The organism is Streptococcus sp. P25B114 (genome assembly GCF_053010325.1).
The window spans coordinates 1-17,073 of the sequence record NZ_JBRKNW010000015.1; the positions used below are offsets into that span (position 1 = coordinate 1).

Sequence of the window (17,073 nt, forward strand, 5' to 3'; positions counted from 1 at the left end):
GTATTTAGGACGTTAAATGAGGTAATCGATAAACTTGAAGAGGTTATTCAAACCTTAACTGCTTATCAACTAAAATCAATTGTACATAGAGACTGGACTTCCGCTATTTTTGATTTTAACTGAGTATAAATATGCTATACTAGAGTAGTGTATTCTGCACAATCTATCAAAACAAAAGGAGAAATAATATGAAAAAGATTGATTGGATTGAATATTTTGAAGCTATCAATGGTCGTTCGCCAGAAGCTCATGAGATTGAAGCTGCTCTTGTCGCTGGAGAATTTGAAGAGGATGACCTTCAAAATGTACCTACAGAAGAAGTTGTTCAAGAAGAAAAAGTTGATGCAGAGTCTACTGTAGAGCCTGTTTCAGCTCCAGAAGACATTCCTGCCCAGCAACCAGTTCAGGAACCAGCTCAAGCCTTCGCTCAGCAAACCAATGCTCAAGCGCAACAAGCACAGCCACAGCCAATGGTACAGCAGGTAAATCCGCAGGCCTTACAACAAGCGCCAGCTGCACCATCAGCATTCGGTCTCTTCTTCAAGCAGTTTAGAGAGTGGATTGTGTCTGCTTGGAAGAAACCAACTTCAATTGCCAGCCATACCCACAAATATAACGGTTTGACCTCTCTCTTGCTCATCGCCTTTTTCGCAGCCCTGACGATTTATTTCCCAATGGTTAAGGCGGCAAACAGTGTCAATAGCTTTACAAATAGTCTGACTTCAGAACTCGGTGGTCTGTTTGAGGGCGCTAATGGCTACGATGCTTATGGTTCTTCCGCATCTGCAGTAAGTGTTGGACTGGATATCTTGTTTAAGACCTTTATCGGAATTGCTCTGATTATTTTTTCAATTGTCCTGGCAGGATTTGTGGTGAAACGTTTTATCTACAAAGAACAGCAATATACATTTGCCTACACTCTTGAATATTATGGTCGTTTGTTTGCGGTAAACGTATTGCTTTATGCAATTGCGGCCTTGTCAGCTGTTTTGGGAATTTTCTCTCTGGTTGGTGTTGCGACCTCTTTAGCCCTCTTTGCTGTGGGTTCAGCCAGCGTCTATGCCCTTGCTAACTTTACTAATACATCACAGATGGACTCTTTGTATCGCTACTTTATTGCTATTTTGGTAAATGGTCTGATTATCTTTGTATCAGGAATTATTGCAGCCTCTATCGTAGGACAAATGTTCTGGTCAAGCCTCTTTTAATCAAATAGGAGTTGAAACATGGCAACGAAAGAAAAATGGATCGATTTATTTGAAAAGGTTGTTGGTAGAAAGCCAACCCCTGCTGAATTTGTTAAGGCCAAGGAAGTTGACTTTGACTTAAAGCAAATCAAGGCCATAGCAGGATTGGACAGCGACCAACAAGTAGCTGCAGAGACTGTGGCAGAAGCAGTTCAAGCAGCCCAGCCTGTACAGCCAGTAGCGGAAGTAGTGCCTGTAGCGCCAGCCCAGCCTGTTCAAGAGGTGGAGCAGGTCCTTGTGGAACAACCTGTCTTTACCACTTATCAAACCAAGCCACAGAGCAAGAAAAAGAAGATTCTCTTTGGCTTGGGTGCTGTGGCCCTACTTGCACTCGGCGCGGGCTACTACTATATGGATTCTGTGACTGGAATGGACATCGCTGTTGATGAATTCCAAACAGCAGTTGACAGCAATGATTACGACCAGATTGCGACCCTCCTATCTTCTAATGATGACAAGTGGTCCAAGTCAGAGGCTAAGGATTTTATCCAATATTTGAACTATGAAGGCGTCGATATCAAGAGTGAGCTAGATGCCATTGAAGCATCTGGCGGAAAAAATACTTTTAACGACCAACGTGGAAATAAGTTGCTCGGATTACGTGAAAAAGGACGTAAATTGGGTCTTTTTCCAGTATACCAAGTGACCAGTTATCCGGTTGAAATTCTTGTCAATAGTGACCTGTCTGAATTATCTATTGATGACCAAAAGATTGAAGCCAACAAAGAAACATCTTTGGGTGAACATCATTTTGCCAATAAAGAATTCAAGGCTAAGGGCAAAACCAAATCTGGAGACTTTGAAACCAGCTTGCAGCCGAATCTCAGCCAAGCTGAAGAAAACAGGATTGTCATGACTCTATCGCCTGTTCAGAAAACGCTCAACCTACACCTGCCGGTCGATAACGGCTCTATCAAGGACATCAAGGTCTTCTCTGGTGATAAGGAAATTGCCAAATCACTGTCAGACAGCGTTGAAGTTCTAGACAATCAACATCTTGATTTGAAGGTTAGCTTTAATTTTGAGGGCGCAACATTTACAACGGAATCTACCAAGGTTCTGGTCGATCCAGCAGTTGGTGAAATCTATGCGGATTTGACCATGTCTTCTGAGGAAAGCAAGAAGTTAACGGACGCTCAAAAAGCTAAGGAAAGCAAGGAAGCTCAGGCCAAAGAGGAGCAGGAAACCAAGGAAAAAATCCAGACCTTCATGAATGACTATATCGAGTCAATGCGGTCTTCTATTACCCACCGTACCGTTCAGTTTGACAGATATTTCGATACCTCAAGTGAGGTATATCGTATATATGTAAACTATATTGAGGGTGGCGGTGTTGCCAGAGCCAATATTGATTACCAAACGACGATTGATTATACTGTGACGGATGTCAAGAAAGATGGAGACAATTACGTCGTGACCGTTCATAATCAATTTAGAGAAGTTTATCTCAATGGTAAATCGAGTACCTTGACGAAAAAACAAGTCTTTAATCTGAGACAAAATGGTGATTCGTTCTTGATTTATGGAGTAAGTGAAACGTGAGGCAAATAATGATGAATAAAAAAAGCTTGAGTTTTCTCTTGCTCTCCGCTCTGCTCTTAACAGCATGCGGCCAATCAGAAAGCAAGGTAGAATCAAGTAAATCAAATGACACCAGTCATTCAAGCAAGACAGCGCAAACCAAGACTGAAGTGTCATCAGAAACCAGCGAAACTGCTGAAGGGTCAGAAAACAGTAGCGATGCTAGTTCGTCGTCTGAACAGGCCGAGGAGACCATTGCTACAGATGCAAACTACAACGGCTCTTATTACAGTGTCCAAGGGAAATACGGACCAGTTGTCATTGCCAATAAAAAGCATCCTCTGGCAGCTTCCTACGCTCCAGGTGAGGACCCGCAAGCTTTGGTAGCCTTCCAGAGCCTGATTGCAGACATGCAGGCACAAGGGTTCGCTGTATCGCATTCCTATAGTGGTTTCCGTTCTTACGAGACCCAGGCTGGGCTCTATCAGTCCTATGTCAATCGTGATGGTCAGGTTGCTGCCGATACCTATTCAGCCCGTCCAGGCTATAGTGAGCATCAGACAGGCTTAGCATTTGACCTCATGGACAGCGCTGGCAATCTCTTAGAAGAGCCGACCGCAGCCAACTGGGTAGCTAAAAACGCCCACAACTATGGCTTTATCGTTCGGTATCAGCCTGGAAAAGAAGCCATCACAGGCTACATGGCTGAAGCCTGGCACCTGCGTTATATTGGCCAAGAAGCGACTGACATTTACAATTCTGGCCTGACCTTGGAAGAGTATTTCGGCGTTGCTGGCGGCGGTTATCAATAATAGAAAAAAGTATTTGACCATACAAATCAGATGTGATATGATGGTTTATCTTATAAAGTCGTTTAGTTTACTTTTAGTACTTGCATCAACAGTCTGGGAGACTGTTGATGGGTATAATGATACAGCAGATGTATTCTGCGTCAATAGTCGCAGGCATAACTGAAGTTAGGCAAGACGAGTTAACGAAGTAATAAAAGATAAACCATATGACGATAATTGGAGGAACATAATGTTTAAAGCAATGGAAGTATATTTGGTAACCAATGGTAACGGATTGGAAGCCATCGAATTTTACAAAAACTCCCTCGGTGCAACAGTTGAGCAAGTAAATTTGTTCAAGGATTTCTTGCCAGATTGTCCAGCTGAATTGGAAAATCATGTGATGAATGCACAATTCCGCTTGCCAAACGGTCAACGTTTCATGCTTTCTGATAACAATCCAGAAATGCCTTACTCAGTAGGCGACAACATCACCGTTGCCCTTATCACTGATGATGCTGAAACAGCTAAGGATTTCTACGACAAATTGTCAATAGATGCTAAAGCCATCAACATGGAGTTGCAGGCAGTGCCATGGTCACCAGCCTACGGAAATGTTACGGACAAATTCGGCATCACGTGGCAATTCAACGCAGAAGTTGAAGGCTATGGGGCGGAATACTACGCAGAAGAAAACTAAACACACAAAAAGTTCGGAGCAAATGTTCCGAATTTTTTTGGTTTATATATTATCAATAACTAGCGATTAACCATAACTGGTTGAGTATAATGTTCATGTAGAGTCCTGCCAGCTTGCTCAATAAACTCATCAAGGTAGGACGGTGATTGGATAGTTGGGTTTCGATAAAAGACAAATTCAATAGTGAAGGATGGCTCAGCAATTTCATAAATGCTGCATTTGTTAAAGTTACTAGGTATAGTTACAACCTTTGGTAGAAATATATTCCCAATTCCTTTTTTGACCATGCCAATTGCAGTGTACGTATTTGAGGTTTCATGGATACAATTGATTGATATATTTTCTTGAAAATACGCAGTATCAATAATTTTTCTAAAAACATAATGTTCATTCAATAATATGACAGGCAAGTTATGAAGTTGTTTCATATCCAATGAATTTTTTAGTAGCTCGCGCTGTCTAGTTGGTTGGAAGAGAGAGGATGATTCGGAAGCGATGAGACACATGCTGGAGTCAAAAACGTGGATTGTTTCAAAGTTGCTGTCCTCATTTCCGATACCAAATAGGAGGTCTAAATCGCCTTCATTTAGCATATTTAGAAGGACTTTTGAAGTATTTTCAACGAATTTAAATTCTACCTTGTCCATTGTATTTGTAACGATAGGATAAATAGCTGGTAGAAAAATAGGAGATAACATGGGGTTGATGCCGATACGCAACAGTCCCTTTTTTTCTTTGGCAATAGAGGATAATTGATCCAACATAACGCTGTGAAGTACGTCCACTTTTTCTAAGAAGGCTAAATAAATTTCACCAGCCTGAGTTAATTTCATTTCACGATAGCGGCGTTCAAATAGTTTAGCTCCTAACTCCTCTTCAATTTCTTTTAATATTCTCGAAATATAGGGCTGTGTTACATAGAGTGATTCGGCAGCAGCAGTGATACTTCCTAAGGAAATGATGGATTCAATGATACTTTTTTTAGAAATACTCGACATTTATATACCTCCATTTTTGTAATTGTTTTAAAATATATTAACATTTTACCATAATGATTTTGTTATGGAAAGCATTCTGTTTTGGCATTTCACAAAGTTACTATATCGTATTATAATTTGTCTATAAAGTAAATGAAGCGCTTCCAAAAAAATAAGAATTCACAAACTAACAATTATAGAAACGTATAAACTTATTTTTTAGAACATGGAGGAAATCAATGGATCCTGGACTTATTAGTCTGATAGGGGTTCTCCTATCGTTAAGTCTTCTTATTTACCTTGCTTATAAGGGCTTTCCAATACTTTTTCTAAGTATTATCAGTATGTTGCCGATGATTCTTTTATCTGGCGGAAATATAAACGAGCTGATACAGGAAAATTATATGACTGGCTTTGCAAATTTTGCTCAGCGAAACTGGCTCATTTTCTTCTTCTCAGCAGTATTCGGTCAGATGATGGGAGATTCTGGAGCAGCAAAAGTGATTGCTTATACATTTGCAGGATTTGCTCGGAAATTTCCAGGTAAGGAGCAACTAGTTGCAATTTTGACCCTGATTTTTATTTCATCGACCTTATCATATGGTGGCATCTCGGTCTATGTCTTGGTCTTTACAATGGTGGCTATTTCTAAGGAAATATTTCAAGAGCTAGATATCCCTTGGCACATGTACACTTGTAATGGATTAGCTGCTGGAGTTATTACTATGTCGATGATACCTGGAACACCCTCGATTCAAAATATTATGCCTACGGAGTATCTGGGGACTACGACGATGGCCGCCCCTATACTTGGCTTAATTCTTGCCGTCTTGGCTTTGATAATGGGTGTCGGCTATATCGAATTTCGTTTGAGGCAGGCTCAAAAAAGGGGAGAAGGATTTTATAAGACTGGTTATAGGATTGCAGAGTCAGATATCAAAACTGAGACAGATATTCCTAATATTCCATTATGGCTTTGTTTCTTGCCTTCGATTGTCTTGTTCCTTTTTATGAATATCTTGAAATTCTCGCCACCTATTAGTCTACTCATTACTATTACAGTGACTTACCTGCTGTTCTACAAGCACTTGAAAGGAATTTTTGCTACTATTCAAAAAGCGACCACAAACACTTTGAATGCAGTAGGAGCTACTTGTTCAGTGGTTGGTTTTGGTACAGTGGTGGCGGCTCTACCGGCCTTTCAGTACATCATTTCCGGTCTGGATAAGATTCCTGGTCCGCCTGTAGTCCGGTTGGTCATTGCAGTTAACATTGCTTCCGCAATTACCGGATCATCAGCAGGTGGATTGGGAGTTGGCTTGCAGGTCTTTGGTCAGCGCTTTCTTGATCAGGGAATTCCGGCTCCGGTCATTCATCGCCTAGCAGTTGTCTCTGCTGGTGGCCTAGATTCTTTACCGCATAACGGAGTTGTTATCAATTCCTTAGCTGTTATGCGCTTGACTCACAAGGAATCTTATCTAAATACCTTTGTAACATCAGTTGTGATTCCAATTATTTGTGCCTTTGTTGGTGCAATACTTTATCAAATGGGTATATGGTAACTTTTACCAAATTATTTAGACATTCAGAGAAACTTGAAGGGTGTGAAAATACCTTCCAATCTTTAGGAGGAAAATAAAAATGAGTGAAATTAAACGTGTTGCTGTCATCGGTTCAGGCTTAATGGGGCGTCAAATTGCCCTGAATTCAGCCCTCTATGGCTATACAGTCTTTTTGAATGATAAGAATGAAGAAGCTTTAGAAAAAGCAAAAGAGTGGACAGTCGATTATCTTAATGGACGCATTGCCAAAGGGAAGTTAACCCAAGAGCATATCGATGATGTCAATAAGGTTTTATTCTTTGAACCAGATATAAAATTAGCAGTAGAGGATGTAGATTTAGTCATTGAAGCCATTATTGAGGATCGCCAGATTAAGTTTGATTTCTTCAAAGAAGTGACTGAATTGGTAAAACCAGGTACTATTCTTGCTACAAACTCTAGTTTCATGGTGTCTTCCTTGTTCAAAGATGCTGTTAGAGAACCAGAATTGTTGGCTAATTTCCATTACTTTAATCCAGCTTTGGTAATGAAATTGGTTGAAGTAGTCAAAGGCGAACACACTTCTATGGAAACTGTTGAACGATTAATGGATTTTGCCCGCAATACTGGTAAGGACCCTGTCTTTGTTATGAAAGAAAATGATGGATTCTTAGCGAACTCAGTACTCCGTGCTGTTTCTCGTAAAGCCATGGAACTCTATGATGAAGGCATCGCATCATATCAAGATATTGATACAGCTGTCGAAAAAGGTCTCAATTATCCGATGGGCCCATTCCGCCTGATGGACTTGACCGGTATTGACCTAGCCTATCTAGCTGCCAAACGTCAGCAAGATGAAACTGGAGAGCGTCGTCCAGGTATTGAGTTGTTGGAGAAAATGTACAATGAGAAAAAATGGGGCCGTAAAACAGGCGAAGGTTTCTATAAATATACTAAATAAAATTTAAAAAATATATTTTAAAAATGGAGGAACATATTCATGTCTCAACAAGAAGTAGTGATTGTTGCCTATGGTCGCTCAGCTGTTGCTAAAGCGGGAAAGAAGGGGTTCTTGCGCCTACAACATCCGGTTGATTTTGCCGGCAAGGTTTTGGAAGGGGTGTTAGCAAAAGTACCGAATCTTCCAAAGGAAGAAATCTATGACGTTGTTGTCGGAACAGCCAAACCAGAAGCGGAACAAGGGAACAACGTCGCTCGTCTCATTGCTCTGAGAGCTGGTTTACCGTACAGTGTATCTGCTCAAACGATTAACCGTTTCTGTTCATCAGGTCTACAATCGGTTTCTACAGCAGCAAATATGATTTGGTCCGGTGAGGCAGATGTAGTAGTAGCTGGTGGTGTGGAATCCATGTCCAAACTGCCAATGGCAGGAAATCCTGCTACCCGTGATCAATGGATTTCAGATAATGAACCTGGTCTTTATACGCCAATGGGAATTACAGCAGAAAATGTAGCAGAAAAATATGGTGTGACCCGTGAACAAATGGATGCTTTCGCTGTTGAAAGTCACCACCGTGCAGAGGCTGCTCAAAAAGCTGGTAAGTTTGTTGACGAAATTATCCCAGTGATTGGAAATGACCTAGAGGGCAATGAGTTTGAATTCAAAGATGACCAAGGTATTCGTTATGGTTCGACCATTGAAGCTTTAGGTGCTTTGAATCCTGTCTTTAAAGAAAATGGTACTGTAACAGCTGGACAGGCATCGCAAGTTTCAGACGGTGCAGGATTTGTAGTTCTTATGTCTCGTAAGCGGGCAGAGGAATTAAACATTAAACCGGTTGCCAAATTCCTTGGTTTCAATGTTGCAGGGGTAGATCCAAATATCATGGGAATTGGTCCAATAGAGGCAGTACCACGTTTGTTAAATCGCTTGGATGTCAAAGTAGACGATATTGATGTTATTGAATTGAACGAAGCCTTCGCAGCTCAAGCCCTTCCAATCATCGATACTCTGGGCTTTGATCCAGCTAAGGTCAATCCTAATGGTGGAGCAATCGCCCTTGGTCACCCACTTGGTGCAACAGGTGCTATCTTGATTTCAAAAACAATTTCAGAATTGAAACGAACAAAAGGCAAACTTGGATTGATTACCATGTGTATCGGTGGCGGAATGGGCGCTGCTGGTCTGATTGAACTAATCGAAGATGAGACCTAGTTTCTAGAAAGTGTGTGTGCTATGGAACTAATCAGTCTTATCGGAATGCTGTTTGGGATTGGATTCTTCATTTTCTTATGTGTGAAAGGATTTAATCTAGTACTATCAGCACTACTCTCCGCTTTTATCATTATTCTGACATCAGGCTTACCTATGTTGGAATTGCTCAAAACTGCCTGGGCACCAGGGTTTGCTTCCTTTATTCAAAACTTCTTTCTTATTTTTGCCGCTGGTGCCATTTTTGGTCGTTTGCTCAATGACGGTGGAGCATCAAAGTCTATCGCTATGGGCATCTACAGAGCTATCTCTAAATTGAAGAAGAATCAAAAGTTCTGGGCAGTTGCGTTTGTACCTGTTATGTATGCCATCCTATCCTATGTTGGAGTTTCAGGCTTAGTCATTGTCTATACGGTCATTGACGTATCGGCAGAACTGTTCAAGAAATTTAATATTCCTTGGAGGCTTTATACCAATGGTGGATCGGCTGTTATTGGCGCTCTCTTTATCGGTGGGTCTCTCCAATTGACCAATATTACACCCTCTCAATTTACAGGTCAGCCTATTACAGCTGGTATGGGACTTTCCCTAATCTGTGCACTAGTTTTCTATGCCTATCAAGCTTTCTTTATCGTTTATGATTTAAAAGTTGCGGAGAAGCGTGGTGAAGGATTTGATGAAACTGGTGCTAATTTCTATGCAGGACTTGGAAATAGCAGTGCGGATGAAGATTTACCTTCTGTATCGTTGTCAATTCTTCCAATTGTTGTCATGATTGCTTTGGCGGGTTTCCTTAAAGTTGATGTACTGTATTCGATTACAGCTGGCTGTATCCTTTGTGTCATTCTTTTCTTCAAGCGTTATAAAGCCTTGGATAAGACAATTACAGGAGCTCTATCGTCCGCCTACGCACCAATTTTTGGTGTCGCTGCAACGTCAGCTATAGGTTCAGTTATCAAAGTTGTTCCTGGATTTGCCTTGGTAACTGCTGGCTTGGATATCTTTTCTCCAATGACAAAGGGTGTGCTTCTAATCTCGCTAGTATCCTTTATTACAGCAACAGGAGCAGGTGCTATCAACTCTTTTGGTGCAGAGGTAAATGCTATGTTTACTGAGCAAGCTGGTCTGACGGCAGCAACCTCCCATCGTCTTATGGCCATAGCGGCATCTACATCTATTTCGGCTCATTCGCCAGGTGTAAATAATGCCATGGAATTAGCAAAATTAGAATATCGCAAAGGGATTGTAGTCTACCTTAGGACAGGGCTTCTGGGTGGTGTTATCTCTATTATCGTCGCAATGATTCTTATCAAATTAGGAATATTTGTCTGATGTTAAATAACATTGGAAAAAGCTTGACATGTAATTGTGCAGGTCTGTCGATATTTCTACATTCGACAGGATAAAAAAATGTATTGAAAGGAGTACATATAATGAGTTTGAAAAAACCTTTAGAGGGTATAAAAGTCGTTGAATTAGGAACGTTTATAGCCGTTCCTACGGCAACCAGATGGCTGGCTGACTGGGGTGCAGAAGTTATCAAAATTGAGGGTTTGCAAGGAGATGATTGGCGTCACATAGGTCCAGGTTTCCGAACACCAAAAGCTGATGATGAAAACCCACTTTTTACCGTTCAAAACGCAAACAAAAAACTCTTGGCTTTGAATTTGAAAACCAAGGAAGGTCTGAAAATTCTATTTGATTTGATTAAAGAAGCAGATGTTTTCATTACGAATGTTCGTTTGAAATCTCTTGAGAAAATGAACATTTCTTATGAAACAGTAAAAGCAGTCAATGAAAAGATTATTTATGCTCATTTCACAGGATATGGTTATGAAGGGCCAGCAGCAAGCAGACCAGGTTTTGATATGGCAGCCTTTTGGGCAAGAACGGGTGCAATGGTTGACTGGGGCTCAAAAGGCGACTTTCCTATTAAGCCTTTAGGCGGCTTTGGAGATTCAACGGTCGCATCTGTTATCGCCCTGGGAATCATGGGTGCTTTGTATGGAAGAACTGTTAGTGGCAAAGGAACATTCTTAACATCTTCCTTGTACGGTACAGGTATTTGGTACAATGCTACAGGTGTTGTGGCCACACAAGAGCGGTATGGCGCAGAGTATCCAAAACATAAAATGGCCCCAGGTTCCCCTACGAATCATATCTATCAATCTTCAGATGATCAGTGGGTTATCATTACCCTCGGTAATTATGAACGTCAGGCCCCTGACTTCTACCGTTTGCTAGGATTAGATGAGTACGCAGAGCATCCAGATACAGAGACGATTGCTATCTTGCAAGCTCATCCGGATACCCTGAAGGAATTGATGGAAAAACTTTATCAAGTCTTTAGAACCAAGACAATGGCTGAATGGACTGCTTTATTTGATGAGGCAGATATTGTTTACGAAGTATTGAAACACAATGCAGATGTTTCTAAAGATGAACAAGCCTGGGCTAATAATTATCTTCGTGAAGTTACCTTTGAATCGGGAAATACAGCTGTTATGCCTAATCTTCCAGTATCATTCTCAGAATATGATACCTTTGATTCTTATCAACCGACTGGTCGGATTGGTCGTGATTCAGAAGAAATACTGAAAGCTTTGGGATATTCTGATGAAGAATTCAAAGCCTTTATTGATTCAAATGTAACACTTTAGGAGGGTAAGAACTATGTCTAAACCACAATTAGAATATTTACTATTGGAAGAAAAAGGCAATACAGCTATTGTGACTATCAATCGTCCAGAGGCTATGAATGCCTTGTCTACAGAAGTTTGGAGAGAGCTAAAAGCAACTGTAGATTATCTCAATAATCAAGAAGACATTCGTGCTGTCATCTTGACAGGGGCAGGGGATAAGGCCTTTGCAGCAGGCGCAGATGTAAAAAATCTCTTGGTTAAAAAAGGGAAGGAAAATCTTTCATCCTTTGCTCGCGACTTCTTATTGGGAATGCAAAATTCACGCCTAGTCTTCATTGCAGCCATCAATGGCTATGCCTTTGGTGGAGGTTTAGAATTGTCAATGTTCTGTGATATCCGCATTGCTTCTACAACTGCCTTGCTCGGTTTGCCAGAAACTAACTTGGGACTTTTACCAGGTGCTGGTGGTACACAAAAATTGGTGCGCTTGACCAATGAATCGATTGCAAAACAGGTTATTTTGGGAGGGCGAATTCTTTCAGCCGAAGAAGGTGTGGCAAGTGGATTGATTATGCAAGTAGCTGATCCTGCAGAATTATTGACTGTAACTGAAAAAGTAGCAAAACGGGTAACGGCTAAGGGACCAATTGCGGTTATGCTGGCTAAACGTGTCATCAACTCCGCAAATGATGTGGATATTCATTCAGGTTTGTTATTTGAAAATTTAGCTTTCTCTGTCCTACTTGATACCAATGATAAGGTTGAAGGTATCAATGCCTTTCTTGAAAAACGTAAAGCAGAATTTAAATCAGAATAAAAGGAGTAATCACTATGGCAACTAAAGAAGAACGGTTAAAAAAACTATTTCCAGAAGATGTATTGCGCATCTCAGAAGATTTGAGTGAAGGTGAACTGACAATTTTGGAAAACCTTTATGAACTCTTGGAGTCTAAATACCGTAAGGATTTGAATACCCATTGGTCGAATTGTACAGTACCAGAAGGATTTTTCGAAGATATGGGAACACTGGAATACAAATATAGTCCACTATTGTATGAAGGCCGCGAGGGTGCAGATACTCCAAGTCTCATCTTCCAATTCTTCTTCGCCTATACGATGGCCCGTTTCGACCCATCCCTTGCAACGCTAAACGGTGTTCACTCAGGGCTTGGTTTCTACTCATTCCTTTACGGTGGAGACGATGCCCAAAAAGAAAAATATATTAAGAAATTGGCCAACCATGAACTGAGAACCTGTTTTGCCCTCACAGAGCCTGACCATGGTTCTGATGTTGCTTGGGGATTGCAAACAACTGCTCGTCGCGAGGGAGACAAGTGGATTATCAATGGCGCTAAACGCTGGATTGGTGGTGCAAATGTGGCAGATGTCATTCCAGTCTATGCGCGTGATGTTGAGACTGGTAAGCCAAAAGCCTTTATTGTTCGCAGAGACCAACCAGGTGTAGAAGTTTCTGTCATCCAAAATAAAATTGCCTTGCGCATTGTACCAAACTGCGATATTACTTTGACAGATGTTGTGGTGGAAGAGAGTGAACGTCTACAAAAAATCAATTCATTCAAAGATATCGCTCGTATTCTTTATACGACTAGAGCTGGAGTATCCTTCATGGCGACGGGTGCAATTGCGGGTGCCCTAGAAGCTACCTTGAAATATGTCAATGGTCGCACGCAATTTGGCAAGAAGTTGTCTCAATTTCAATTGACTCAACAAAAGCTAGCTAAGATGAAATCCAACCTTACGACAGCAATGGCACTTTGTGCATCGATTGTTCGCCTGCAAGAAAAAGGTGATTACAATGAAGTGGCAACCTCTATCGGTAAATTGAATAATGCTGAAATGTTGCGCGAAGCCGTTGCACTTGGTCGTTCAGCTTGCGGTGGTAATGGTATTGTAGCTGATTACGATATTGCCCGCTTCTTTGCAGACGCTGAAGCAATCTATACTTATGAAGGTACGCATGAAATGAACTCTTTGATTGTCGGACGTTCACTGACAGGCGAAGCTGCCTTCAACTAATCCTATCAATTGGATACCAAGATTATTTCTCCTTCATTTACAAAGTCTAGTTATTGGTCTACCTCTTCATCACTAACTACCATTTTTCTAAATCAATAACTAGTCGGAGGTTGGTTCTGCCAGCCTCCTGTTTATATAATATTAGGTTAGAAAGGTTAAAATATGTATAAAACTATAGAATTAGACATTCATGATTCTATTGCGACAATCTCGCTGAATCGACCGGAATTCGGTAATTCATTTGATAAAACAATGTTTGAAGAGACAATCCAAACATTTCATAATTTGGCAGACGATGAAAGAGTGAAAATCATCATCTTACGCGCAAATGGAAAAATTTTTTCCGGTGGAGGTGACATAAACAAATTTAATAAGCTACTTGAAACTCGGGAGCCGTTTGACTTGAATCACACTCTGAATCCTGGTCGACTAGTTATGGCAATCCGTAATAATCCTAAGCCTGTTATTGCTGTCGTACAAGGTTCAGCGGCTGGAGCAGGATTTGGGCTAGCGATGGCTTGTGACTACCGTATCATTGGAAAGAAAACCAAGTTAGTTCCAGCCTTTAATGGTATCGGTTTACCCGGAGATAATGGGCTATTTTATCTCTTGGGCAAACAAATAGGACCATCAAAACTATTTCAATATTTTACAACGAATCAGATTATCCGTGCAGAAGAAGCTATGGATTTAGGAATTATCACTAAATCTGTAGATGATGAGCATTTGGATAAAGAAGCACTAGATTTTGCTAACTTCCTATTGAATACGCCTCTTAAAGTCCTTTCAATTCAAAAAGATTGGCTCAATCGATTCTTCTATCCTGATTTGGAAGCTGCTCTCGAATTAGAAGCTATGCAGACCCATTTGTCTTCTAAGGAACAGGCCCTGTTTGAAGCAGTAGGAGCCTTTTTACGCAAGGAAAAACCAGATTTTACAAGGGTCAATTAAACAAGGAAAAAGAGTTTGGAACTGTTTTCCAAACTCTTTACTTTTATATCATAATTTCTTCCAGTAGACCTTATAGAGGTAATACTGCAAGCTAGCAGCTAAGACCAGAACGAGTGTGAATATTCCTGAGCTAACATAGATTGGACCGATAGTGTTCGTCAGGATTGTTGCAATCACAAAGAGAATGGTCCCCAGAATCATGGTTGCAAAAATTGAGCCTGCAATCAACCACTGGCCAGCGCCGCGACCGAAGAGCTGATTAGAATTTTGCCAGTTAAGCATGAGGAGTCGCTGATCCCGCCAATAGAAAATCTGTCCAACTAAAATTGCTGTTACTAGGTTACCAATTGTAAAGGAGAGGGCCAAAATTGGGTTTACCTTGAGCAATGCGATTGCCAGGACCAAATAGAGCAAGGCAGGTGGCAGAAATTGGACTGCCGAGACAACCCAGAATTTCTGAATAGTAAACTGCTTAAAGTTGATAGGTAGTGTCTTGATAAAGTGATAATTTTCCTTTTCCAGCGACATGGCCACACCAATAAAGGTTGTAGCCCCTGCAAACATACTGCCCAGAATAGCTCCAGCCAGCAGAAAAATACCGAAATAATCTACTCCGAATTGACTAAAGGAATCACCATCCATAAATTGTGAGAAACTTGGAAAGAGGGCCACACCCATGATAATTGGCTGCAGGAAGGATTGAACCAGGAGATTGCTGTCGTTAAGTGTAGCCAGGTGGTGTTTAACCAGGGCCTGCTTGAGATTGCTAGGAAGTTTGCCAGATTTTTTCCTGCTCTTCTTGCTGGAAATGGTATCAATGACCAGCATTTGATTGAAATAATTAGGAATAACTGTCTTGGTCGCATAGTAAATCAGACCTAACATGACCAAGATTGGAAGAGCAAAATGTAGGAGCGTATCCAGCGACAAGGTCTTGCTGACTAGATAGTGGAAACCAACAAAAACAGGAATGGTCGGAAATTCCACAAAGCCATCTGTATCAAACGACCGTACTTGTTGGCTTTGGATGTACATCATGGCCCCAACAGAAATCAGGGACGCTCCAGTTGTCAAGATGGTTGAAATCAAGGTCTTACGAGGACTTTTTGTCAGAATAGTTCCAATAAAATGTACCATGATTAGGTTGACCACATTGACCAGTAGCCAGAGGATGGCAAAGGAAAGCAGGGCAAGTGGCAGCAGGGTCAGTCCTCCGATTTGATAATAGGTCACACCCAGTAGAGTCAGGTTGGGCATGAGGAAGGGCAGAACCATTCCTTGAGCCGACAGAACCTTGGCTACAAAAACCTCACTGGCTTTGACAGGTAGAGCCAGATAGAGTTTGGTGTCCTTGCTGTCATAGAAGACGGAGAAAAAACCTGTAAATCCATAAAGGATAGCCATGACCGTAAAGATTCCCAGCTGCATAGAGAAGAAACCAACCGAGCGACTATAGTCAATTCCAAGGAAAAAGACAGTGTAGAGGACGGCAAAGCCCACTACCATAAATCCCTGTTGCCAGAGGATACTCTTGTAGGCTGAAAAGGAGGCATCCTTGCGCTTGCTTTGCTTTTTCTTGACCTGGGCCAGCAATTGCGGATTGGAGTTGAGGATATTGATTTTCACCAATTCCCAGATGATAGACTTGTTCATGCCTCCTCACCTACCTTTTCCTGCTGGCGGCCAGCCAATTCCAGGTAGATAGTTTCCAGGTCCTTATCAGGATACTGGGATTTTAATTCTTCCAGGCTACCTACGAAAATCAGACGACCCTTTCTCAGAATGCCAATGCGGTCACACAGTTGCTCAGCAACGGACAAAACGTGCGTTGAAAAGAGAACCGTATTGCCACCTCTGGCATGTTCCTTCATCATCTGCTTGAGGTCAAAGGAGGCTTGCGGATCCAGTCCAGTCAAGGGCTCATCCAAAATCCAAATATCTGGATTGGGTATCAGAGCGCCAATGATAATGGTCTTCTGCCGCATACCGTGGGAGAAACTATCGATAGGTTCATGCTGGCGGGCGGTCATGTCGAAAAGAGTTGACAGGGTCCCGATGCGCTGGTCTACGTCCTCCTTCGGCACATCATAGACCTTACCGAGGAAGTGCCAGTATTCAAATGCTGTCAGATTGAGGAAGATATCTGGCGAGTCTGGAACGTAGGCAATCCGCTTTTTAATCTCATCCCGATGCTCAGCCAGAGTGAGATTGTCCACCAAAATATGACCTTCCGTCGCCTCAATAATGGAGGTCAGCAGGCTAATGGTCGTGGTTTTTCCGGCACCGTTGTGGCCAATCAACCCAAAAATCTCACCCGATTCAATGGTCAAATTTAAGTCATCCAAGGCAAGATTGTCACCGTAAGCCTTGGTAATGTGGTCGAATGTAATCATAAGTTCCTCCTTAATCGTTCAAATAATATATAGACTTATTATACTGCTGTCTTAGGACAAAAACAAGAGTTTCTAGAGGAAAAATGTAAAAAAAATCACA

General features: G+C 41.5%; 15 protein-coding genes. 12 read left to right on the forward strand and 3 right to left on the reverse strand.

The annotated features are described in order from the left end of the window. Nucleotides 1-188 precede the first annotated feature (188 nt). From ACVC7T_RS08015 to ACVC7T_RS08030, 4 genes are all read left to right on the forward strand, one after another. Nucleotides 189-1,208, forward strand: a complete 1,020-nt coding sequence (locus ACVC7T_RS08015) for a DUF6574 domain-containing protein (RefSeq protein ID WP_447262762.1) — start codon at nt 189-191, stop codon at nt 1,206-1,208. 18 nt (nt 1,209-1,226) lie between these two features. Then, nucleotides 1,227-2,789: a TcaA second domain-containing protein gene (locus tag ACVC7T_RS08020; RefSeq protein WP_447262763.1), complete on the forward strand. Its 1,563-nt coding sequence runs from the start codon at nt 1,227-1,229 to the stop codon at nt 2,787-2,789. Nucleotides 2,790-2,800: 11 nt separating this feature from the next. After that, entirely contained in the window at nt 2,801-3,580 is a 780-nt protein-coding gene (gene ldcB / locus ACVC7T_RS08025; RefSeq protein ID WP_398599432.1) for an LD-carboxypeptidase LdcB/DacB, read from the forward strand. Between the two features lie 229 nt (nt 3,581-3,809). Next, on the forward strand, nt 3,810-4,259 hold the full coding sequence (locus ACVC7T_RS08030; protein ID WP_105161298.1) for a VOC family protein: 450 nt from the start codon (nt 3,810-3,812) through the stop codon (nt 4,257-4,259). Nucleotides 4,260-4,318: 59 nt separating this feature from the next. Here the strand turns inward: ACVC7T_RS08030 and ACVC7T_RS08035 are convergent, their stop codons facing one another. Next, a complete protein-coding gene (locus ACVC7T_RS08035; protein ID WP_105161299.1) occupies nt 4,319-5,257 on the reverse strand; it encodes a LysR family transcriptional regulator in 939 nt (312 codons plus the stop codon). A 383-nt stretch (nt 5,258-5,640) separates the two neighbouring features. On the opposite strand from ACVC7T_RS08035, the gene ACVC7T_RS08040 reads away from it, so the two are divergent. The 8 genes from ACVC7T_RS08040 (at nt 5,641) to ACVC7T_RS08075 (ending at nt 14,580) form a co-directional block, all read left to right on the forward strand. Continuing rightward, on the forward strand, nt 5,641-6,798 hold the full coding sequence (locus ACVC7T_RS08040; RefSeq protein ID WP_447262764.1) for a GntP family permease: 1,158 nt from the start codon (nt 5,641-5,643) through the stop codon (nt 6,796-6,798). 79 nt (nt 6,799-6,877) lie between these two features. Next, the gene (locus tag ACVC7T_RS08045; protein ID WP_202850082.1) at nt 6,878-7,738 is read left to right on the forward strand and encodes a 3-hydroxyacyl-CoA dehydrogenase family protein; all 861 of its coding nucleotides are present in this window, start codon (nt 6,878-6,880) and stop codon (nt 7,736-7,738) included. Nucleotides 7,739-7,777: 39 nt separating this feature from the next. Beyond that, the gene (locus tag ACVC7T_RS08050) at nt 7,778-8,953 is read left to right on the forward strand and encodes a thiolase family protein (protein ID WP_105161301.1); all 1,176 of its coding nucleotides are present in this window, start codon (nt 7,778-7,780) and stop codon (nt 8,951-8,953) included. Nucleotides 8,954-8,974: 21 nt separating this feature from the next. Continuing rightward, nucleotides 8,975-10,282, forward strand: a complete 1,308-nt coding sequence (locus ACVC7T_RS08055; RefSeq protein WP_153056081.1) for a GntT/GntP/DsdX family permease — start codon at nt 8,975-8,977, stop codon at nt 10,280-10,282. Between the two features lie 101 nt (nt 10,283-10,383). Beyond that, nucleotides 10,384-11,610 carry a CaiB/BaiF CoA transferase family protein gene (locus ACVC7T_RS08060; protein WP_105110829.1) on the forward strand — a complete coding sequence of 409 codons (1,227 nt, stop codon included), beginning with the start codon at nt 10,384-10,386 and terminating at the stop codon, nt 11,608-11,610. 13 nt (nt 11,611-11,623) lie between these two features. Continuing rightward, nucleotides 11,624-12,409: an enoyl-CoA hydratase/isomerase family protein gene (locus ACVC7T_RS08065; RefSeq protein ID WP_447262765.1), complete on the forward strand. Its 786-nt coding sequence runs from the start codon at nt 11,624-11,626 to the stop codon at nt 12,407-12,409. A 14-nt stretch (nt 12,410-12,423) separates the two neighbouring features. Further along, nucleotides 12,424-13,629, forward strand: a complete 1,206-nt coding sequence (gene fadE / locus ACVC7T_RS08070; protein WP_172023349.1) for an acyl-CoA dehydrogenase FadE — start codon at nt 12,424-12,426, stop codon at nt 13,627-13,629. Between the two features lie 162 nt (nt 13,630-13,791). Then, on the forward strand, nt 13,792-14,580 hold the full coding sequence (locus ACVC7T_RS08075) for an enoyl-CoA hydratase/isomerase family protein (RefSeq protein ID WP_172023347.1): 789 nt from the start codon (nt 13,792-13,794) through the stop codon (nt 14,578-14,580). A 48-nt stretch (nt 14,581-14,628) separates the two neighbouring features. Here the strand turns inward: ACVC7T_RS08075 and ACVC7T_RS08080 are convergent, their stop codons facing one another. Together ACVC7T_RS08080 and ACVC7T_RS08085 are read right to left on the reverse strand one after the other, a co-directional pair. Next, nucleotides 14,629-16,233, reverse strand: a complete 1,605-nt coding sequence (locus ACVC7T_RS08080; protein WP_447262766.1) for a permease — start codon at nt 16,231-16,233, stop codon at nt 14,629-14,631. Next, complete coding sequence (locus ACVC7T_RS08085) at nt 16,230-16,973, reverse strand: ABC transporter ATP-binding protein (RefSeq protein WP_105161306.1); 744 nt, start codon at nt 16,971-16,973, stop codon at nt 16,230-16,232. Before ACVC7T_RS08085 ends, ACVC7T_RS08080 begins: the two co-directional genes overlap by 4 nt. Nucleotides 16,974-17,073 lie beyond the last annotated feature (100 nt).